Below are 20,581 nucleotides of genomic sequence, written 5' to 3' on the forward strand. Positions count from 1 at the left end.
GACCACGTCCGTCGGCCGGCCCCCTGCACCGGTCGACTCCCGCGGGGGCCGGCAGCAGGGGCGAGGTACCCCCGTCGACCCACGCACTGCGGCCGGAGGCACACGCCCAGAGCACCTTCGCGCTCTTAATCCGCCGCGGCCAGAAGAGAGTTCAGACCGAGAGCCGGCCCCCGGGCCGAAGCCGCGGCCATAGCCGCCCGGAGAGGCCACCACCGGCAGCCCCAGCTGCCGGCCCGAAACGGGCAGTACGTCACCTACCCGTCCTCTGGGGCGTGTTCGTGCTCCGAATGCGCAACCGGGCCCGCTGGGGAACTACGTCCAGGCGACGGCCACTACGGCTGCGGCGGCCGTGAACGTCCCCACGCCGTAGAAGGCCCACGGTTGCTTGTTGCGCATGCCCGTCACCGCCGTCGCCGCAATCAGGACGTCCAAGCCCAGCTTCACCCACATCTTTGCGGTGTCCACCGGCAGGTCCAGGGATATGCGGGTCCAGATGAGTCCCGCGCCTGTGACCAGTTGGACGACCGTGCTGCTGACCATGTAACTGCCGGTCACGGGGTCCTTCCCGCGCAACTGGAAGAACAGGCCACCCATGATCGCTGCGAACCCGAAGAGGTGGAAGACAAGGAACACATACCGAAGGATCTCCATGCCGGTGATCGTTCCACAGGGGCAGAACAAAATGACGATCTTTTACGCAGACCGGTGGGCGAGCGAGCGGGGCCGGGGGTTGTGAGCTGCTGTCGGTTTGCTGAGCGGGAGTGAGTGGTGGTGTGCGGGAGTGGGTCCTGTCGGCGAATCCCGTGCCCCGCACCGCCCGCGCCTCCGAGCCGACCCGGCAGGTCTCCCCGGATCCACGGGCCGGACATCGCGCCGACTCTTGACAGAACATCCGCAGGATTACAACCTATGGCAACGTTGTCAGGCGGGCTCGTGCAGGCCGCCTGCTCTTGAGGGATTCACCTGAAACGGATCACGTCACTCATGCCTGACCAGTCATCTCGCCCTTCCCGCAGAGCAGTTGTCGCAACCGGCTCCACGCTGCTCGCAAGCCTCGGGCTCGGGGTCGCGCTCCCCGGGACGAGCCATGCGACCGGGCCCGCAATCTCCACCGGCAGCACAACCGGCCCCCGGGGCGAACTCGCCGCGTACCGCCCTGTCGAGGTGTCGTCCGTCGACTACGCACCCACACCCGGCGAGTTCGTGGTGGACAGGCTCAACTCCACCGGTGTGAAGGGCAGCGGGTGGCGCGCCGCCGACGGCGACCCGCAGTGGATCTCCGTCGACCTCCAGTCCGAGTGCGAGGTCGACTCACTGCGGCTGACATTCGAAGCCACCAAGGACGACCCCGTCTTCACGCCGTCCACCAGCGGCAATCCACGTGACAGCACAACCGGCCAGGAGATCCTGTCCAGCTGCGCGGTGGAGTTCACCATCGAGACGTCCCGGGACCGCCACGCATGGACGACGGTGTACCGGACCGCCTCAGGCGTCGGCGGGGTGGTGGAGATCGGGCTGGACAGTCCCTCCACAGCACGCTGGGTGCGAATGACCGTGACGAAGCGGTCGAACTCCAACCCGCTGGGTCTCAACGGCTTCGAGGTGTACGGCACGGCCAAGGGCCACAGGCCCGCCGCCACCGGGTGGACCGACTGGGGCACGCACAACCATGAGGCACCCGCGCTGAGGGTCGCCGACGACGGTACGGTCCCGCTGGAGTCGGGCTGGACCCTGACGATGGACGAATGGGCCGGCGCCGAGGGCGCCGAGCTGTCCCTGCCCTTGGTGGACACAAGCCGCTGGCTGCCCGCGACGGTGCCGGGTACGGTTCTCGGCTCCCTGGTGGACCAGGGCCACCTGCCCGACCCGGTCTCGGGGATGAACAACCTCCACATACCGGAGGCCCTGTCGCGCCACGCGTGGTGGTACCGGCGCGGCTTCCGTCTGCCGCGCGGCCTGCGCACCGGCTCGGGGCGCCGTGTCTGGCTGGAGTTCGACGGCGTCAACCACAAGGCCGACATCTGGCTCAACGGGCAGCAGGTGGGCGGGCTGACGTACCCCTTCGCCCGCTCAGCCCACGACGTGACGCGCCTGCTGGCATCCGGCGGCGAGCAGGCGCTGGCTGTACGGATCACACCGATGCCCTTCCCCGGCAGCCCCGGGGACAAGAGCGAGGCGGGCCTGGCCTTCGTGGACGCCGGCGCCACCATGATGAACCGCAACTCGCCCACGTACCTGGCCGCCTCCGGGTGGGACTGGATGCCGGCCGTACGCGACCGCGTCTCCGGCATCTGGAACCACGTGCGGCTGCGCTCGACGGGGCACGCGGTCATCGGCGACCCACGCGTCGACACCACGCTCCCCCACCTGCCCGACACCGGCACTGCCGAAGTGACGATCGTGGTGCCGGTGCGCAACGCCGATTCCACCGGGCGGCGCGTGACGGTCACCGCGTCGTTCGACGACGTGCGGGTCTCACGGACCGTCACGGTGCCGGGTGGTGAGAGCACCGACGTGGTCTTCGCGCCGGCCGACCACGCGCAGCTGCGGGTGCGCAATCCCCAGCTGTGGTGGCCCAACGGCTACGGTGAGCCGGCCCTGCACGACCTCACGCTCGTCGCATCGGTCGACGGCGAGGAGAGCGACCGGCGCACCACACGCTTCGGCATCCGCCAGTTCGGTTACGAGTACGCGGTGCCGCTGCCCTTCGACGGGGGGACCAACGCGTACACGCAGTCGGTGGAGCTGGGCCCCAGGAAGGCGCGGTACGTGCGGATCAGGTGCCTGACACGCACCACGAACTGGGGTTCGTCGCTGTGGGGCCTCTCGGTGATCGACAGCGCGGCGCCCGGTGTCGACCTGGCCCTGCACAGGACCGCCACGGCCTCGACCGTGGACGAGCCCGGCCACGAAGCCGCCAACGTCACGGACGGGGATGCGAAGACGCGATGGTCGTCGGCGTTCGAGGACGACCAGTGGATCCAGGTGGACCTCGGCGGGTCCGTCCCCTTCGACCGGGTGGAGCTCGTCTGGGAACAGGCGTACGCCAAGACGTACGTGGTGCAGGTCTCCGCCGACGGCGACACCTGGACAGATGCGGAGTCCGTCGACAACTCAGCGGTGCCGCTGCCGTTCCAGAACGCCAACGCGAGCCTGCAGAGCGTGGATCTCGGTCACCGCACGGCACGGTACGTGCGGCTCAACTGCGGTGAAAGGGCGACGAGTTGGGGAACGTCGCTGTGGAGCCTGTCGGTGATCGACAGCGGGAAACCCGGCGCCGACCTGGCCCTGCACAGGACCGCCACCGCCTCGACGGAAGACGGCTCGAACACAGCGCAGAACGCCACCGACGGCAAGCCCGGCACTCGCTGGTCCTCGGCGTACGAGGACAACCAGTGGATCCAGGTGGACCTCGGCGAGTCCGTCTCCTTCGACCGCGTCGTCGTCGTGTGGGAGTCGGCCTACCCCAAGACGTATGTCGTCCAGATCTCCGACGACGGGGACACCTGGACGGACGTGAAGTCCGTCGACAACACCCCGGAACCGCTGAAGATCAGCGTCAATGGTGTGCGGGTCTTCTGCCGGGGCGGCAATTGGGGCTGGGACGAGCTGCTGCGCCGGATGCCGGCCGAGCGGATGGACACGGCGGTGCGGATGCACCGGGACATGAACTTCACCATGATCCGCAACTGGCTCGGCAGCAGCAACAGGGAGGAGTTCTTCGCAAGTTGTGACGCGTACGGCATGCTCGTGTGGAACGACTTCCCGAACGCCTGGGCCATGGACCCACCGGACCACGACGCCTTCAACAGCCTGGCCCGGGACACCGTACGGCGCTATCGCATCCACCCCAGCGTCGTCGTCTGGTGCGGTGCCAACGAGGGCAACCCGCCCGCGGCGATCGACACCGGCATGCGCGAGGCAGTCCGGACGGAGGCGCCCGGTGTCTTCTACCAGAACAACTCGGCCGGCGGCATCATCTCCGGCGGCGGCCCCTACGGCTGGGTGGAGCCGGAACGCTACTTCTCCCGGTCCACCTACGGCGGCGGCCACTTCGGCTTCCACACCGAGATCGGCATGCCCGTGGTGTCCACTGCGGAGAGCATGCGCAGCCTCGTCGGCGACGAGCCGGAGTGGCCGATCGGTGACGCGTGGTACTACCACGACTGGAGCACCAGGGGGAACCAGGCTCCGCAGAACTACCGTGCCGCAATCGAGGCCCGGCTCGGCACGGCCGTCGGCCTGGACGACTTCGCCCGAAAGGCACAGTTCGTCAACTACGAGAACACCAGGGCGATGTTCGAGGCCTGGAACGCCAATCTGTGGAAGGACGCCAGCGGCCTGATGCTCTGGATGTCCCACCCGGCCTGGCACAGCACCGTATGGCAGACCTACGACTACGACTTCGATGTCAACGGCACCTACTACGGGGCACGCAAGGCCTGCGAGGCCGTCCATGTGCAGGCGGACCCGCAGAAGTGGGAGGTCGTCGCGGTCAACCACACCGCGCGCGGCCTGAAGACCGTGACCGTCACGGCCCGGCTCTTCGACCTGGACGGGCGGCAGCTCGGGTCCACCCACCGTACGAAGGTGGATGTCGCCCCCTCGGGCACGACACCGGCGTTCACGGCCGAGTTCGGGAAGGATCTGCCCGGCCTGCACCTACTGCGGCTGACCCTGGAGGACAGCCGTGGCAGAACCCTTTCGGAGAACACATACTGGCGCTACCGCGAGACGGCCGACATGAAGGCGCTCAACAAGGCCAGGACAGTCAAGGTCACCGCCGACCTCGGCCACGTCTCCCGGTCGGGGACGCGCCGCACCATGCCCGCGACCATACGCAACCGGGGCTCGGCGGTCGCCTCGATGGTGCGGATCTCATTGCTGGACGCCGACGACGGCGGGCGCGTGCTGCCGACGCTGTACAGCGACAATTATGTGTGGCTGCTGCCCGGGGAGTCGCGCACGGTGACGCTCTCCTGGCCCGCCGACGCGCTACGGTCGGGGCGGCCCGCGCTGCTGACCGAGGGATACAACAGCGCGCGAACGGTGACACACGCCTAAGGGCCGTCCAGAAATCCCTGACGGAACGGCGCGCGGCGTCGGATGCGGTGCATCGCAAGGCGGAGGAGCGTCCTCATACTGGGCGTATTCGGGCGTTCCGACAACGCAGCGAGGTGCCGTAGCCGGCGTCGTGCGCCCGCCAGGGATCACGGGACAGCCCTTGGCGTCCGCTTCGGGGCCGGCCACTCCCGCGGCCGGCCCTACCGCTATGACCACGCGCGCTGCAATGACATCCCCAGGGCCGTACCGGTGCCTCTGAACGTGAGGACCAAGTACTCCTGCGAGGTCGTCTTCAAGGGCAGGACCCCAGGTGGCCTGGCCGAACCGGTGCGCACCACGGACGCCGGACCGCGGGTCCCCTGACCACGGCACGCCGCTGCCATGGATGCCCACGCCGAGAGTGGCCCTTCAGTCGATGATGCCCGACATTGCGAGCACCTTGTCGATCCGTACCCGGACGAGCAGCTCGCCGGGGACGCCGTTGCGGGCGCCGTACTCCTCGGCGCGGTCGGCGCCCACATAACGGGCCGCGATCCGGGTGGCCCACTCCCGGACCTGCGGGAGGGCGTCGCTGAGCTCCGCGTGACCTCGCAGGACCACGTACCCGAACGGCGGCCGCTCATCGTCCACGCACAGCGCAACCCGGCCGTCCCGGGCGAGGTTGCGACCCTTGACCGTGCCCTGACCGGTGTTGAACACCAGATCGTCACTGTCGAGCAGGAACCAGACGGGGGCGATGTGCGGGCTGCCGTCCGCGCGGACGGTGGAGAGTTTGCCGGTCCGCGTGCCGGACATGACGAATGCGCGCCACTCGGCCTCGCTCATCTTCTGTGCCATGGCCGCATGCTGCCTGATGGCAAGCCGGCTGACGGGAACTGACGCGCGGACCGGCCGTTTCCCTCCATGCGGCCCAGCCACTGATCCACTTTCGATACACGTTCCGGAGATCACCGGCCACCGCGACGACGCGCAAAGTCACCGGAGCCGCGCGCCTGGCCGCCCGAAGGCGTCCACCATCCGGCCCTTGTGGTTTAGACCACGGTCACCGTCCGGCTATCGGCGATCAGCATCATCCCTGCTGTCATACGGGGGTAGTTCAGGGAGATCGCATGAGCAGAACCAGTCATCCCGGACCGGGTCGCCGCAGTCTGCTGCAGGCAGCGCTGGCCGTACCGGTGGTCGGAGCGGCCGGCACGGTGCTGGACACGCAGTCCGCGCAGGCCGCCACGGCGCAGCCATCGAGAGCCGGCTCCGGCAACCACCGTTTCGACGCGGAGAGCCCGCGCTTCGCACTGGCGGTCCTGCCGGACACCCAGTACCTCTTCGACGCGGACAGCGCGGACCCGGAGCCGCTGAAGGAGACGTTCCACTACTTGGTGGCCCAGCGCCAGGAGGCAAACATCGCCTTTATGACGCACCTGGGCGACGTCACCGAGCACGGTAGCGAGGAAGAGATCGGTCTCGCGGCGGACACCTTCCGGACCATCCACGGCAAGGTGCCCTACAGCGTCCTCGCCGGCAACCACGACATCAACTCGGGCACCGACGACCAGCGCGGTGACACCGCCTATCTCCGGGCGTTCGGGCCGCAGCGCTTCACCTCCATGCCGACCTTCGGCGGCGCATCGCCCGACGGCTACAACAGCTACCACGTGCTGCAGGCGGCCGGGCACGAGTGGCTGGTACTCGCCCTCGACTGGCGCGCCTCCGAGAAGGGGCTGGCCTGGGCGCAGGGCGTCCTCGACGCCCACCCGACCCTGCCGGCCATCCTCACGACCCATGACATCGCCTGGGCCGAGGACAACGGCCAGGCGCACCTGTCCGACAACGGACAACGGCTCTGGGACCGCATCATCCGCGGCAACGATCAGATCTTCATGGCGCTCGGCGGCCACTACTGGCCTCCGGGGCGCACCGTGCTCACCAACGATGCAGGCCATGACGTGCATGTGCACATCACCAACTACCAGGACCGCTACTACGGCGGTGCGGGCATGGTCCGGCTCTACTCCTTCGACCTGGTCCGCAACGTCGTCGACGTGGAGACGTTCTCGCCGTGGTTCCTCGCCCGCGACCCCGAGAAGCGCACGCCGCTGGAGGCGGAGAGCATCGAACTGACCGGTCCGGTGGACCGGTTCTCGCTGGACATCGACTTCGTGGAGCGTTTCCGGGGATTCGCCCCGGTGGTTCGCCCGGCGCCGCGTCCGGCGTCCCGGGTGATGCCGCGGGGCACCGTCGCCTACTGGCGGTTCGACTCCTCGGGTCTCGCGGGTGCCGGCACTGCCGGTTCCGCGGTTGCCGCGGGCACCGTGGCACGCGACCTGTCCGGGCACGGAAACGACCTCCGCGTCCAACTGCTCCACGACAGCGCCTCGAAGGCCCTCACCTGGTCGGGCGATCACCATGCCGAGCAGCCGGCCCACGCCAGCCTCCGCTTCGACGGCGGCAAGTCGCCGGACCGGGGCGCGATCCTCACCACGGCCGCCCAGGCGCCGCTGAACAGCTTGACGTTCACCTCGGGCTTCACCATCGAGACCTTCATCAAGCTTCCGGAGCCGTTCGAAGGCGACCACGCCTGGATGGGCATCCTGAGCTGGGAGGGTCGCAACGGCGACGCCGGAAAAACCACCGGCTGGTCGACGGACGAGCCCACCTGCAGCCTCAATGTCACGCCTGAGCGCTTCCTGCAGTTCGTGCTCTACCCGCACGTCCAGGACGCCGACCCGACTTCGTGGAGCCACGCGCTGCCTGTGGGTCGCTGGACCCACATCGCGGTCGTGAACGACGGTCACCGCACGGTGATGTACGTCGACGGGTCGAAGATCGCCCGGAACCCGTCCCAGCCGGCCACCGGCATCGCGACGCTCGGAAAGCCATTCGTCATCGGCGGCACTCAGTTCGCCGAGCAGTTCGGCCAGAGCTTCTACGGCTGGATCGGCGACACCCGCATCGTGGACCGGGCGCTGACCCCGAAGGACTTCATGGCCCCGTTCGCGTAACGGCCTCAGCGAGCGGCCGGATGACCACCTGAGTCCGATGCCCGGCCCGGGAGCCACGCGATTGTCGCTCCCGGGCCGTGTTGCTCCTCCGCCCGGCGGGCCGAGGGCACCTTCGTCCGGAACATCCGAGCGGCGTTCGCGGGCAGTCGGGTCACCGAGGACGGCGGCGGACTGCTCCACCGGCCCGGTCCAGCCGCAGGTGGGCTGAACTCCCGTGCGGACGGCCCGGATTGCCGAGCGCCGTGAGCAGACACCAAGCGGTGTCGATCGCGAACGCGGCCTCGTAGGTGACGCAGGCATGTTTCGGAAGCCGGGTGGAGTTCCGGTTCTGAAGGGAGGTGTTCGTCGTAGGGTGAGAGGCAGCCGAAGGTGGCCGGCGGCCAAGGGAGTCATGTATGACGCGGTACCTGATCTCGTTCGATGACGGCGCGATGACCTTCCCCGAGGAGGAGTTGCCCGAGGTGGCCGAGGCCTCGCTCGAGGTGGTGCGTAAGGCTCGGGATGCCGCTGTGTGGGTCTTCGGTGGTGGACTGGAAAGGCAGCAGGCGAGCGTCGTGTCCACCGACGGGACCGTCACCAACGGTCCGTACCCGGAGACCAAGGCGGTTCTCGGCGGGTTTGCGATCATCGATGTGCCCTCACGTGAGGACGCGCTGGAGTGGGCTGCCGAGCTCGCCGCCGCGTGCCGCTGTGCGCAGGAGGTCCGGGAGATCATGCCCGACCCGACCGCCTGATCGAAGACAGTCCCCCGCGGCCGGCCCTGGTTCGGAAGTGGCTTGTGACCTGCGGGATCGGCATGCTGCGGGCCTGTGGGCGAGGCGGTTGGGCGGCATGATCTGACGGGCGAGGCGTGGGCGGTGCTCGAGGCGTTGCTGCCGGTCGCAGGATGCGGCAGTCCGGCGCGGAACCTGGGTCGGCAGGTCGGCGGAATCCGGCACCGGGTCCGGGCGGGGTGCCCGTGGCGTCGTGGTCGCCGCCTCTTGTCGTCGCCGGCTTCAACAACCGCCAGCTACCCAGAGGCCCTTCCTCCATGCGCGCACGGCGGCCGGCTCTCCCTCGGTCGCGCCCGGGCTCCGTCGCTTACGCGCTCCCGTGAGCCGCCGTGACCAGCTCCGGTCGGGACATCTGCGGCCACACCAGCAACACGTGTCTCACACTGCCCTGTTGACGCGTGCCAATGATCACCATAGGCTCCCTCGCCGTCGGCTCCGGCGCGAACCCGGAATCCAGATTCCGTCCGTCTGCGCGCGGCCGCCCCTCGTCGACCCGTCGACGGCGGGTCAGGGGTCGCTGCCCGACAGCACCACCTGCACCGCCCCGTACCGACAACTCCGGGAGGAGCAAGTGAGAGGACGTCGCGCGGCCGCCTGGGCCGCCTCAGCCGTCATCACCACCTTCGCATTGACCGGCACGCTCGCCGGATCCGCCGCCGCAGCGCCCGGCACGACATCCGGGTCTGCCACCGCAGCACAGGACCGGTCGGAGGCGGTTGCCACCGCGACCGACCCCGTCACGCACGAAGAGAACGACCGCGTCCCGGAGGGCTCGCTCTGGACGCAGCACTACTTCCCCTCCTCGGACGGCAGCGGGGTCGAACTGCACGCCGACGTGCTGCGCCCGGCAGACCTGCCGGCGGATGCGAAGACGCCGGTGATCCTGTCGGTGGGCCCGTACTTCTCCCACGCGGGGGAGACTTCTCCCGCAGGGTGGGACCGGGTCGGGCCATCGGCGCGATTCCAGGACTTCATCGACGGTGCGCGGCTCATGAAGCGTGGATACACCTTCGTGATGGTGGACCTGCGCGGCTTCGGCGGCAGCACCGGGTGCCTGGACTTCCTCGGCCCGGGGGAGCAGGCTGACATCAAGGCGGCCGTCGAGTGGGCAGCGAGCCAGCCGTGGTCGACTGGCAAGGTCGGCATGTACGGCAAGTCGTACGACGCCAACACCGGGCTGGCGGCCAATACCCTCAAGCTCAAGCCTCTGCGGGCGATCGTTTCCCAAGAACCGACGTGGAACAGGTACAACTACCTGTACAGCAACGGGGTGCCGCGTTCCAACGTGACCAGCACTCCGCGGGGTTACTACTCGATCGCGACGATGGCGCCGCTGGCCGATGACGGCGACCACTACAAGGCGAACGCGGGATACGAGAAGAACCACCCCGAGTGCGAGAGTGACAACCTCACCAACACCCAGAGCCCCGACCCGAAGTCGCCGTTCTGGCGTGCCCGCGATTTTGCCTCCCGCGCCGCCGGATCCCAGACGCCGCTGTTCGTCACGTCGGGCTTCATCGAGGACAACACCAAGCCCGAGGAGATGCAGAAGTACCTGGCCAACCATCAGGGTCCGCAGCGCGGTTGGATCGGCCAGTGGGAACACGTGCGCGGTAACGAGACCAATGCCAGGGGCCAGCTCAAGATGGGACGGGCGGGCTGGTTCGACGAGGTGATGCGGTTCTACGACCAGTACCTCCGCGGCATCGAACCGTCGGTGACCGACCCGGCGTTCTCCCTCGAGGACAGCCTCGGCCACTGGCGCGCCCAGTCGACCTGGCCGGTGACCAACGACGCGTACAAGGTGCGGCTGGCGCCCGGTCAGTACGTCGACGACGGGGGCAAGGCACAGCAGGCCGCCCTGTCGATGACGGCGCCGGAGTCTCAGGGCTGGGACATCGAGTACGCGCCGGAGGTCGGTTCGCTGACGACTGATCAGACGAGTGCGATCAGTGCCGCCACGCCCGCCAACAGTTACTGGACCTGGTCCACGCCCGCCGCCGAGCAGGTGCGGATCACGGGCAGCCCGGAGATCACGCTGAAGACCAGGGGGCAGGGCAACGTCTGGGTACGGCTGTGGGACGTCGCTCCGGACGGCAAGGCGACGATGTTCAACGAGAACGTCGCACTGCTGGAAAGCAGCGGAGAAACCTCTTTCGCCTTGAAGGCGACGGACTGGACCTTCGAGCAAGGGCACCAACTGGGGGTCCAGATCGGAACCATCACCTCGAACGGCTGGCGGAGTGTTCCCTCGGGTGAGGTGATCACGGTTTCCGACGCGCGGCTCGCCCTCGAGGTGCAGGACCCGCGGTTCGACTCGCCGACCCAGGGTGACCGCTCGCCGTACCTGGACACGTACGTGAGGGCGAACACCACCACGCTGACCAACGTCGGCACCCCCACCTTCCCGCTGAGCGTCTCAAAGAACGGATGACCCAGTGGCTGCCCGGCACCCGCATGTGCGGGTGCCGGGCAGCGTGGCGTATCGCGTGGCGACGGTGATCAAGGTTCAGGCCGAACGACTCATGACACCGAGGTCTGCCGGGAAGCAGTACCGCCGGCACCGTCATCATCAGGCGCAGTTCATTGTGTGAGGGCGGAGTCTTCGGGCCCCGCCCTCGTCCTGTACCCGGAGTGTCAGGCGTTCAGACCGTCGATGAGGGCCTTGGTGACATCCTCGGTGGAAGCGGTGCCGCCGACGTCACGGGTGAGGATGCCTGCGGCCGTGGTCGCCTCGATCGCCTTGTGCAGGCGGGCCGCCTGGTCGGGCAGGCCGAAGTGCTCCAGCATCAGGGCCGCGCTGCCGACCGCGCCGATCGGGTTGGCCAGACCCTGGCCCGCGATGTCCGGGGCGGAGCCGTGCACGGGCTCGAACATGCTCGGGAAGCGGCGCTCGGGGTTGAGGTTGGCGCTGGCGGCCAGGCCCAGGCTGCCGGCCAGGGCGCTGCCGAGGTCGGAGAGGATGTCGGCGTTGAGGTTGGAGGCGACGACGACCGACAGGTCCTCGGGGCGCAGGACGAACTTGGCGGACATCGCGTCGACGAGGACGCTCTCGGTTTCCACGTCGGGGTAGTCGGCGGCGACGCGCTTGAAGACGTCGTCCCACAGCACCATGCCGTACTGCTGGGCATTGCTCTTGGTGACGGAGGAGACCTTGCGGCGGGAACGGGTGCGGGCGAGGTCGAAGGCGAAGCGCATGATGCGTTCGCAGCCGACCTCGGTGAACAGGGCCGACTGGAGGGCGACTTCACCGCCGGGGCCACGCCCGGAGAGGTTGCGGCCGCCGAGGCCTGCGTACTCGCCCTCGCTGTTCTCGCGGACGACGACCCAATCGAGTTCGGTGTCGTCGGCCTTGCGCAGCGGGCTGGTGATACCCGGCAGGAATTGCACGGGGCGGACGTTGGCCCACTGGTCGAAGTTCTGGCAGATCTTCAGGCGCAGGCCCCACAGGCTGATGTGATCGGGGACGGTGGGCCAGCCGACCGCACCGAAGTAGATGGCGTCGAAGTCCTTGAGACGGTCGAGGCCGTCGTCGTCGATCATCCTGCCGGTGCGCTCGTAGAACTCGCAGCCCCAGGGGAACTCCTCCCACTCGAACGCGAAGGCCCCGGCGGAATCCTCGGCCAGAGCGTCCAGGACGGCTCGCCCTGCGGCGACGACTTCCTTGCCGACCCCGTCGGCGGGGATGGCGGCGATGCGGAACGTGCGGGGTGCGGTCATGGGGTGCCTCCGGCTCGCTGTCGTACTGTTGGTTCGAGTCAACACAGAGCGGTCGTGGCGCGTCCAAGACCTGCTTTCGATACGACGTATAGGTGTGGCCGATCGGTCCTGCGTCAGGCGTCGCATGCCCGTCGCTGGGCAAGGGAGCTGGTGAGGGCGAGGAAGGCGCGGGCGGCCGGGGTGAGGTGAGTGGGCAGGCTGACCATCGCCACGTGGAGGTGGGCGGTTGGCTCGATGGGGGCTACCACCGCGCCGCAGCGGCGGGCCAGCCGGGTCCATGAGGAGGGCAGGACGGCGACTCCCACCCCGGTGAGGACCAGCGGCAGGATGGACGTGCGGTGGTCGACGACCGTCACGATCTCCGTGCCGGTGCCGCCCGCGGTGATGTCGTCGACGATGCTACGCATCAGACTGCCCGTTCGGGACGCGATGAGCTTCTGCCCCGCGAGGTTCTCCGGCCGGATCGTGACGTCGTCCTCGATCGCCCCGCCGGGCGCCGCGACGACCACGAACGGCTGGTCCTCGACGTGCAGGACGTCCAGCCCGGACGGATGCACGGGGGCGGCGCTGCCCAGCAGACCCAGTTCGCAGGCACCGCTGCGGACCAAGGAGACGACCTCGTCCGGGGTGAAGGCGGCTTGCGTGCTCACCGTCACCGACGGGTGGAGTTCGGCGAAACGGTGGATGAGCGCGGTGAGCGGTTCGATGCCCGGCGAGGGCATGGTGGCGACCTCGACCGTTCCGCCGTGCAGTCCGGCGAGCGCGGCGGCGGTGTCGCGGACGGCAGCCAGGTCCCGCAGGACGCGTCGGCTCGGCTCCAGCAGTTCGGCACCGGCTTCGCTGAGAACGACTCCTCGTCCCACCCGGTGGAAGAGGGCGACCCCGAGGTCGGCCTCCAGGTTCGCCATGGCCTGCGACAGCGAGGGCTGGGCAACGTGGAGGGCGGCGGCGGCCTTGCTGAAGCCGCCGTGCTCGACGATGGCCAGGAAGTACTCGAGCTGCCGGGCGTCCATGGTGCCTCCGCGGTCGTGTTGGGCTGCGGCAGACCCAACCTATCCGCCGGGCAGAAGCCGCCCGGCCCACTCATCTGCCGGTTTCCGTCTCTCCGTAGACGATCCAGTTGTCCGCGAGGGTCCGCCCGCACTGGCCCAGCAGCCGCGCACTCAGGGCGCTGTCGTTCGCACAGTCCTGGTCGGTCAGGTCCGTCAGAGCCTGGACGGAGCGGAAGTGGAGGGCGGTCCGGTCGACGGGCAGGGTGCAACGGCCGGCCACCGCGTGCACCGCCGTGCCCTGTCTGCGGGCCCGCCGGGCGAGCGTCACCGGCAGCTTGCCCGACAGGGACTGCTCGTCGAGGCTCCCCTCGCCGGTGACGACGAAGTCGCTCGCAGCCAGCAGTTCGTCGGCTCCGAGCAGGGTGAGGAAGTAGTCGGCCCCCGAACACATCCGCCCACCCAGCAGCAGCCCGGCGTATCCGAGGCCACCGGCCGCTCCGGCGCCGGGTGCCTCGGCGAGACGTCCTGCCTCTGCAACGCCCGTAGCCTCCAGCCGCCGTACGAAGCCGGCAAGTGCGGCGTCCAGTTCCCGCACGTCGTCCGCACTCGCCCCCTTCTGGGGACCGTAGACGGCGGCCGTGCCCGTCGGCCCGAGCAGCGGGTTGTCCACGTCGGTGGCGAGGACGAGGTCGACCCCCGCCAGCGCGGCGCGCGCACCGGTGAGGTCGACCGTGTGGAGGTCGGCGAGTTCCTGGCCGCCCGGGCCGATCGGCGTGCCGTCCTCGCGGGCCAGTACCGCGCCGAGGGACTGCAGCAGGCCCGCGCCTCCGTCGGTGGTGGCGACGCCGCCGAGCGCGAGGACGATCGTGTCCGCCTCGCTTGCCAGCGCGTACCGGACCGCCTGGCCGAGGCCGCGGCTGGTGGCCGTGAGCGGTGCCTTGCGTCCACCCGGCAGGATGCCGAGTCCGCAGACGGCCGCGGCTTCGATGAGAACGGTACGGCCGTGCACCGCGATGGAAGCGGTGACGGGCTGCCCGGTCGGCCCGGTCGCCGTGATCTTCTCGGGGCTGAACCGGCCCGCGCAGGCTGCGGCCACGCTCCCCTCGCCCCCGTCTGCCAACGCGAGCCGGTTGACCTGTGCGTGCGGGGCGGCTTCCAGCAGTCCGCGTTCCAGGGCGCAGGCGACATCGTCGGCGCTGAGGGTGCCTTTGAACTTGTCCGGGGCGATCAGTACGGACATCAGGGCGTCACCCCGACGGTTTTGGCGGCGGGAGACGCGGCGGCCAGTCGGGCGTCCTCGGCCTCGGCGGTCATCGGCGGCTCCCCCGCCTTGCCTGCCAGCACCGCGCGGGCCCTCGCGAGATCCAGGCCATTTTCCCACTTGGCGACGAACAGGGTGGCGACGGCGTTGCCGAAGAAGTTCACCAGCGCCCGGCACTCGGACATGAACTTGTCGATGCCGAAGATGAGCATGATGCCCGCAGCCGGGACATGGCCGACCGTCGACAGCGTTGCGGTGAGCGCGATGAAACCGCCGCCGGCCACACCCGCCGCGCCCTTGGATGTCAGCAACATGACTGCCAGAAGGCCGAGTTGCTGGGTGGCTGACAGGGGGGTGTCGGTGGCCTGGGCGATGTAGAGAGTTGCCAGAGAAAGATAGATCGCCGCGCCGTCGAGGTTGAAGCTGTAGCCGGTCGGCACGACCAGACCCACCGTGGACTTCTCGGCGCCCATGAACTGCAGTTTGCGCATCAGCCCGGGGAGCGCCGGCTCCGCCGTGGAGGTGCCGAGAATCAGGAAGAACTCCTCCTTGAAGTAGCGGACGAGCTGGAAGATGTTCAGCCTCACGTACGCGGCGAGCACGCCGCCGAGCACGACGACGACGAACAGGATCGAGGTGACGTAGAAGAGGAGGATCAACGAGCCGAGGCTGGTCAGCGTGGACAGGCCGAACTTCCCGATGGCGTACGACATCGCGCCGAAGGCGCCGAGCGGCGCAACCTTCATGACGTACGACAGCACCTTGAAGACGACGCCGGTCAGCCGGTGCACGCCCGCGACGAGCGGCTCGCCCGTCTTGCCCACCGCCTTCAGCGCGATGCCGAAGATCACGGCCAGGAAGATCACCTGGAGGATGTCGCCCTCGACGAACGGGCTGAAGAAGCTGTTCGGCACGATGCCCGTGAGGAACTCCCACCAGTGCTGATGCTCACCCTGGGATATGTACTGGCCCGCGTCCTCGGATGTCTTCAAGGCCGCCGGGTCGGCGTGCACGCCGTCGCCCAGGCGGAATATGTTGATCGCCACCAGACCGGTCAGCAGGGCGACGATCGTGCCGATCTGGAAGTAGGTCAGCGCCTTGATCCCGGTCAGCCCGACCTTCTTCAGGTCCGCGACACCGGCTATGCCGCCGATGACGGTGAGGAAGACGATCGGTCCGATCAGCATCTTCATCGCCGTGATGAACGTCGTGCCGATCGGCTCCATAGAGGTGGCCAGATCCGGCCACCTCCAGCCCAGCACGATACCTATCACGATCGCTACGAGTACCTGGACGTACAGTTGCCGGTACCACGGCTTCCTTGCGGCTCGCCCGGGGTCCTGGGTATGCGTCATTGCAGCCTCCCTGATCGCGCGACACCGAGCCCGATCGGTACGCGCCAGCTTTGCGCCACAGTGAACCGGGCCACAGGTCAGGGGGTCCACGACCAAAAATCGATGCCCCGTATAGGCAGGGCCTATCTGTCCCGGCGCGGATGGCAGATGGCATCCGGGTCGACGTCGTCGTACCGGGCTGCATCGAGTCGCCCGGCATGAGGAGGAGCGCATCCGCACCGGCATCGAGCCTCGGATGGCACCGATCCTTCTCGCGTAGGAAGCCGAGTCCCGGTCGCGCCGGGTAGGGGGCGGCAGGTCGGAGGGCCAGCCGCCGCCCTCAGGCGGCATCGGCCCGTTCACCGGCCGGTGCCGCCCGCCACTGCCATGCCGATGGGCTCCGTGCCGGCCGAGGTCGCCCAGGCGCTGTTGCCCGGCGTGTTGGGGCAACAGCGCCTGCGACGCCTCCGGTATCGACGCGACGTGCTCGGGGCTGCCGGACACTGGCCGCCTGAGCCCGGACAAGTCGGTCACGACCCGCATGCGACAGGTGTCCCGTGCCAACGGACCTGGACCGTTGCCACCGAGCCCCGCCGGCACCGGCCCTCTGGGAGGCGGTGATGGGACGGTGAGCTCCAGCCCCGGACGACGCGCCGCACTCGACCATTTCATCGCAGGTCGAGCACTACCTGCGGGCCGGCTGCCCTTGCTGGTTCGTTCAGGGTCCAGTGCAGTTCCCTGTGCCGAGGGCCCAAGCCTCGATGTCGCGGTAGTGGATCGGTCCACGGCTACGGCCGACGTTGCTGCCGACCAGGTGCAGGCGTTCGACAGGCCAGCGGCGGCCGGTGAATCCGGCGAACCCTTCAGCGATCTCCCCTGCCGAGGACCGATCCCCCCGGCGGGCACGGGCCAATGTCAGATGTGGGCGCAGGGGCCGATCCTCGAAGGCGACACCGCAGCTCTTGACCGCGGTACGCACATCGGCGGCGAGCATGTGCAGCTCATCGAGGTCTCCGTCGATTCCGCTCCACAGCACCCGGTCGTCGAAGTTCCCGCTGCCGCGCAATGCCAAATGGAAGGGTTGGCGGTCCGCTGCGAGGCCGGCGAGAGGCGGGCGCAGGAGCGGAATTGTCCCGGTCGGCAGCTCCCCGAGGAACGCCAGGGTGATGTGCCAGTCCTCAATGCGGTTCCACCGCATGTGAGGGTGTGTGTCATAGGCGGGGCGCAGCTCCCGGGCCAGTTCCTCTTTCGCATGATCGGGCGGGGCAAGGGCGATGAACACGCGAACGGTCGCGGGCTGAGTCTGTTCGTTCACACGGACTTCGTACCGCATCCGGGTAGTGGACACAGTCGCCGGCCCAGGCAATGCGAGAGAGGTGCTCGCGGTCGCGATGCCGAGGAAGCCACTTCCGGCAGGCGGCATCACGGCCGGGCCGCTGGAGCTACGGACCAGGAGAACGGGACGAGCACGCCACCCTGCGGTGGGATCGCGCGCCGCAGCACGGCGCCGGCAGCGCCGAATTCCGCCGGCCACCCTGAGCACCGAAGCCGGTCGCCCCGAGCCAAAAGCTGAGAGGCTCATCGGTCGCTGGGAGTAGGTCCTGCGCCTCAGGCGCGCTTCGCGCCTGCTTGGCTAGGGTCGGTCCTCATGGAGACCACAGGAATCGTTCGTCGCCAGACGGCGGAGCGCATGCGCGACGTTCTGGAGCGGCTCGTCACCGAGCGGGATGTATGGGTGTCGACGGCTCACCCTGATCACGGGCCGCACCAGGTGCCGCTGTGGTTCCTGTGGGATGGGCGAGCCGTGTGGATGTGCACCGGCGCCACTTCCGTGACTGCGCGAAACGTCCGCAAGGAGCCGCGCGTACGCCTGTCGCTACCGGACACCTTCGACGTGGTGCTCCTCCAGGGTGAGGCGGAGTACTTCCCGGACCAGGAGGTGCCCGGAGGCGCAGCGGAGGCGTTCGCCGACAAGTTCGGGTGGGATCCACGCGTGGAAGACGGTTCCTTTCTGTATGTATGCGTGGTCCCGAGGACGGTGCGCGCTTGGCGTGGCGAGCCAGAACTACGCGGGAGAGTCATCATGCGCGACGGGATGTGGCTGGAATAACGGCTGCCCCTCGCCGACGCGCCTCTCTCAGAACACGGTCTACAGCTGGAGTATTGAGCCTAAGGGCTGTCCCGTATTGAGCTGCGCCCTCAGGAAGCTCGAAGATGCAGTTGGGCGTCGTCGGCGATCCCTTCCGCGGCGAACGCGCGTGTACGACACTGACGTGATGGATCAGCTTGAGCGGACTGTCGATGCCGTCCGCGCCACACTGGGGCCCGAGCTCGTCGGCACGTACCTCCACGGGTCTGCCGTGCTCGGGGGTCTCGCCCCGGCCAGTGACCTGGACGTCCTGGCCATCACACGCAGGAGTCTGGGGGACCGTCAGCGGCGGTCCCTGCTGGGGGCACTGCTGGAGATCTCCGGCCTGACGTCCACGGTCAGGCCGGTCGAACTCACCGTCGTTGTCCAGTCCGAGGTCCGCCCCTGGAGGTTCCCGCCGGCCGGGGACTTCCTCTATGGCGAGTGGCTGCGCGAGGAATACGAGGCGGGCGGGATTCCGCAGCCCGGCCCGATGCCGGACCTGGCCCTGGTGATCACGATGGCACTGGCGGGTGACCGCCCCCTGACGGGCCCGCGTCCGGCCGAGGTTCTCGACCCGGTGCCGCACGCCGACCTCGTCCGGGCGAGCGTCGCGGGCATCCCCGAACTCCTGGCCGAGCTGGATGAGGACACCCGCAACGTCCTGCTGACCCTCGCACGCATCTGGACCACCCTCGCCACGGGCGAGATCAAACCGAAGGACGCCGCCGCTGACTGGGCCCTCGCCCGCCTGCCCCCGCAACACCGCCCCGTCCTGGAGCACGCACGGAACCTGTATCTCACCTGTCACTACCAGGACGAGATATGGAGCGATGAGCTCAAGGCCCAGATCCGCCCGCATGCCGAGGACGTGCTCACCAGGATCAACGACCTGCGCCGCAGGCAGGAGTGAACGAGCAGCAGGACACGGCTGCACCCACACGTACAGCTGCGCGGAACGATGCAAGGCCGGACCAGCCGTGGGAGAGTCGGAACCTGGACGGTGAGATCGACGTTCCAGGTTCGTCGATCAGCGCATCTCCGCGAATGTCCTGGTACTGGGCATCACCTTGCCGGTGCACCCGGACCGAACTGGCGACGATGTCCCACAGATCAGCGGCGCACTTCGCCACGCCCGCTTGGCGCCGTAACCCGAAAAGCAGTGGCCGTGCGGGCTCGGGGCCACCTACGTTCGCCTCCATGGTTGACGCAACTTTCGGGCACCCGCGCCTCGCCGCCATCTACGACCCACTCGATCCGGACCGCAGCGATCTCGACGCGTATCTCGCGATGGCGGAGGAGTTCGGCGCGCGGTCCGTGCTGGACATCGGGTGCGGTACGGGCGTGTTCGCGCTGCTGCTCGCCGAGCGCGGGATTACGGTCACCGGGATCGATCCCGCGCGGGCGTCCGTCGACGTCGCGCGTGGCAAGCCGGGTGCGGAGCGGGTGCGTTGGCTCGACGGCGACGCGCGGGACCTGCCGGCCATGCAGATCGACCTGGTGACGATGACCGGGAACGTCGCCCAGGCGATCGCCGATCCGCAGGCGTGGCGTACGACGCTGCGCGGCGCGTACGAAGCGCTGCGGCCCGGCGGGAGGCTTGTCTTCGAGACGCGCGATCCGGCGCAGCGCGTGTGGGAGGAATGGGCGGAGTGGACGCGCGAGACCACGTACCGCATGACGGACATCCCGGGTGTCGGCCGCGTCGAGACCTGGGCCGAGCTGACGGACGTGAGCCTGCCGCTGGTGAGCTTCCGGGGTACGCACGTGTTCGCTGCGGACGGGGACGTGCTGACCTCGGAATCGACACTTCGCTTCCGTGAGCGTACGGAGATCGAGCGGGACTTGCACGAGCACGGCTTCGTCATCGAGGACGTACGCGACGCACCCGACCGGCCGGGCAGGGAGTTCGTGTTCGTGGCGCAGCGCGGTACCGCGGAGCCCGTCCCTCCTGGAATGCCCTAGGTGTTGCAGCATCTCGCGATGGGCGTCGGAGACCGCCCTCGTGACCTGCTACTTTTTCCGTTGCCTCACGGCGTGTCGGACATCGGAGCCTCAGCTTCGTGTCGCCTCCTCGGCGGTCTGCCCTGATCGGAGCAGACCGCGCGGCTTCTGACGTGGGCTGTCGCGCGCCTTCCGAGTCAGCAGCCCGCACGTCTCCCACCTGTGCGGTCGCCAGGTGGTTTGGGGACGAGCGCGGTGTCGGGCCGGAAGTGCGGGCAAGTGTCGACGCCGCTGGCGAGGGCCTGGACGCGGGGTGCCGGAGCGGAACTCGAGTGGACAAGCCTCCGGGTGTGTGACCCGCTCGAT

At 68.8% G+C, this 20,581-nt stretch carries 14 protein-coding genes; 7 read left to right on the forward strand and 7 right to left on the reverse strand.

What is annotated here, in order from left to right:
- Positions 1 to 312 precede the first annotated feature (312 nt).
- On the reverse strand, positions 313 to 651 hold the full coding sequence (locus ACFU6I_RS42360; RefSeq protein ID WP_345511618.1) for a hypothetical protein: 339 nt from the start codon (positions 649 to 651) through the stop codon (positions 313 to 315).
- 333 nt (positions 652 to 984) lie between these two features.
- On the opposite strand from ACFU6I_RS42360, the gene ACFU6I_RS42365 reads away from it, so the two are divergent.
- Positions 985 to 5,064, forward strand: coding sequence for a discoidin domain-containing protein (locus ACFU6I_RS42365; RefSeq protein WP_384378006.1), 4,080 nt, complete (start codon positions 985 to 987; stop codon positions 5,062 to 5,064).
- A gap of 408 nt (positions 5,065 to 5,472) precedes the next feature.
- Here the strand turns inward: ACFU6I_RS42365 and ACFU6I_RS42370 are convergent, their stop codons facing one another.
- Complete coding sequence (locus ACFU6I_RS42370) at positions 5,473 to 5,901, reverse strand: PPOX class F420-dependent oxidoreductase (protein ID WP_384378009.1); 429 nt, start codon at positions 5,899 to 5,901, stop codon at positions 5,473 to 5,475.
- Between the two features lie 272 nt (positions 5,902 to 6,173).
- Between ACFU6I_RS42370 and ACFU6I_RS42375 the strand changes: the two genes are divergently transcribed.
- From ACFU6I_RS42375 to ACFU6I_RS42385, 3 genes are all read left to right on the forward strand, one after another.
- Complete coding sequence (locus tag ACFU6I_RS42375; RefSeq protein WP_384378013.1) at positions 6,174 to 8,063, forward strand: LamG-like jellyroll fold domain-containing protein; 1,890 nt, start codon at positions 6,174 to 6,176, stop codon at positions 8,061 to 8,063.
- Between the two features lie 395 nt (positions 8,064 to 8,458).
- On the forward strand, positions 8,459 to 8,797 hold the full coding sequence (locus ACFU6I_RS42380) for a YciI family protein (RefSeq protein ID WP_384378016.1): 339 nt from the start codon (positions 8,459 to 8,461) through the stop codon (positions 8,795 to 8,797).
- Positions 8,798 to 9,407: 610 nt separating this feature from the next.
- Positions 9,408 to 11,270: a CocE/NonD family hydrolase gene (locus ACFU6I_RS42385; RefSeq protein ID WP_384378019.1), complete on the forward strand. Its 1,863-nt coding sequence runs from the start codon at positions 9,408 to 9,410 to the stop codon at positions 11,268 to 11,270.
- Between the two features lie 203 nt (positions 11,271 to 11,473).
- On the opposite strand, the gene ACFU6I_RS42390 is transcribed toward ACFU6I_RS42385, so the two are convergent.
- The 5 genes from ACFU6I_RS42390 to thpR form a co-directional block, all read right to left on the reverse strand.
- Positions 11,474 to 12,556, reverse strand: coding sequence for a tartrate dehydrogenase (locus ACFU6I_RS42390; RefSeq protein WP_384378022.1), 1,083 nt, complete (start codon positions 12,554 to 12,556; stop codon positions 11,474 to 11,476).
- Positions 12,557 to 12,669: 113 nt separating this feature from the next.
- Positions 12,670 to 13,569 (reverse strand): LysR family transcriptional regulator, encoded by a 900-nt coding sequence (locus ACFU6I_RS42395; protein WP_384378025.1) that lies wholly within the window; start codon positions 13,567 to 13,569, stop codon positions 12,670 to 12,672.
- A gap of 70 nt (positions 13,570 to 13,639) precedes the next feature.
- The gene (locus tag ACFU6I_RS42400) at positions 13,640 to 14,788 is read right to left on the reverse strand and encodes a glycerate kinase (protein WP_384378028.1); all 1,149 of its coding nucleotides are present in this window, start codon (positions 14,786 to 14,788) and stop codon (positions 13,640 to 13,642) included.
- Positions 14,788 to 16,164, reverse strand: a complete 1,377-nt coding sequence (gene dctA / locus ACFU6I_RS42405) for a C4-dicarboxylate transporter DctA (protein ID WP_384378031.1) — start codon at positions 16,162 to 16,164, stop codon at positions 14,788 to 14,790. Before dctA ends, ACFU6I_RS42400 begins: the two co-directional genes overlap by 1 nt.
- Before the next feature lie 697 nt (positions 16,165 to 16,861).
- Positions 16,862 to 17,476, reverse strand: coding sequence for an RNA 2',3'-cyclic phosphodiesterase (thpR, locus tag ACFU6I_RS42410; protein WP_384378034.1), 615 nt, complete (start codon positions 17,474 to 17,476; stop codon positions 16,862 to 16,864).
- A gap of 315 nt (positions 17,477 to 17,791) precedes the next feature.
- Between thpR and ACFU6I_RS42415 the strand changes: the two genes are divergently transcribed.
- From ACFU6I_RS42415 to ACFU6I_RS42425, 3 genes are all read left to right on the forward strand, one after another.
- On the forward strand, positions 17,792 to 18,253 hold the full coding sequence (locus ACFU6I_RS42415; protein WP_384378036.1) for a pyridoxamine 5'-phosphate oxidase family protein: 462 nt from the start codon (positions 17,792 to 17,794) through the stop codon (positions 18,251 to 18,253).
- Between the two features lie 163 nt (positions 18,254 to 18,416).
- The gene (locus ACFU6I_RS42420) at positions 18,417 to 19,184 is read left to right on the forward strand and encodes an aminoglycoside adenylyltransferase family protein (RefSeq protein WP_384378039.1); all 768 of its coding nucleotides are present in this window, start codon (positions 18,417 to 18,419) and stop codon (positions 19,182 to 19,184) included.
- A 287-nt stretch (positions 19,185 to 19,471) separates the two neighbouring features.
- A complete protein-coding gene (locus ACFU6I_RS42425) occupies positions 19,472 to 20,236 on the forward strand; it encodes a class I SAM-dependent methyltransferase (protein ID WP_384378042.1) in 765 nt (254 codons plus the stop codon).
- Positions 20,237 to 20,581 lie beyond the last annotated feature (345 nt).

Source organism: Streptomyces sp. NPDC057486 (genome assembly GCF_042802415.1).
Classification (GTDB): Bacteria; Actinomycetota; Actinomycetes; order Streptomycetales; family Streptomycetaceae; genus Streptomyces; species Streptomyces yanii.

Bases quoted from the DNA above. Each gene is read 5' to 3' on its own strand.
- ACFU6I_RS42415 (WP_384378036.1), top strand. From the start codon at position 17,792: ATGGAGACCACAGGAATCGTTCGTCGCCAGACGGCGGAGCGCATGCGC.
- ACFU6I_RS42400 (WP_384378028.1), bottom strand. From the start codon at position 14,788: ATGTCCGTACTGATCGCCCCGGACAAGTTCAAAGGCACCCTCAGCGCC.
- thpR (WP_384378034.1), bottom strand. From the start codon at position 17,476: ATGCGGTACGAAGTCCGTGTGAACGAACAGACTCAGCCCGCGACCGTT.
- ACFU6I_RS42390 (WP_384378022.1), bottom strand. From the start codon at position 12,556: ATGACCGCACCCCGCACGTTCCGCATCGCCGCCATCCCCGCCGACGGG.
- ACFU6I_RS42395 (WP_384378025.1), bottom strand. From the start codon at position 13,569: ATGGACGCCCGGCAGCTCGAGTACTTCCTGGCCATCGTCGAGCACGGC.
- ACFU6I_RS42360 (WP_345511618.1), bottom strand. From the start codon at position 651: ATGGAGATCCTTCGGTATGTGTTCCTTGTCTTCCACCTCTTCGGGTTC.
- ACFU6I_RS42380 (WP_384378016.1), top strand. From the start codon at position 8,459: ATGACGCGGTACCTGATCTCGTTCGATGACGGCGCGATGACCTTCCCC.
- ACFU6I_RS42370 (WP_384378009.1), bottom strand. From the start codon at position 5,901: ATGGCACAGAAGATGAGCGAGGCCGAGTGGCGCGCATTCGTCATGTCC.
- ACFU6I_RS42425 (WP_384378042.1), top strand. From the start codon at position 19,472: ATGGTTGACGCAACTTTCGGGCACCCGCGCCTCGCCGCCATCTACGAC.
- ACFU6I_RS42365 (WP_384378006.1), top strand. From the start codon at position 985: ATGCCTGACCAGTCATCTCGCCCTTCCCGCAGAGCAGTTGTCGCAACC.
- ACFU6I_RS42375 (WP_384378013.1), top strand. From the start codon at position 6,174: ATGAGCAGAACCAGTCATCCCGGACCGGGTCGCCGCAGTCTGCTGCAG.
- dctA (WP_384378031.1), bottom strand. From the start codon at position 16,164: ATGACGCATACCCAGGACCCCGGGCGAGCCGCAAGGAAGCCGTGGTAC.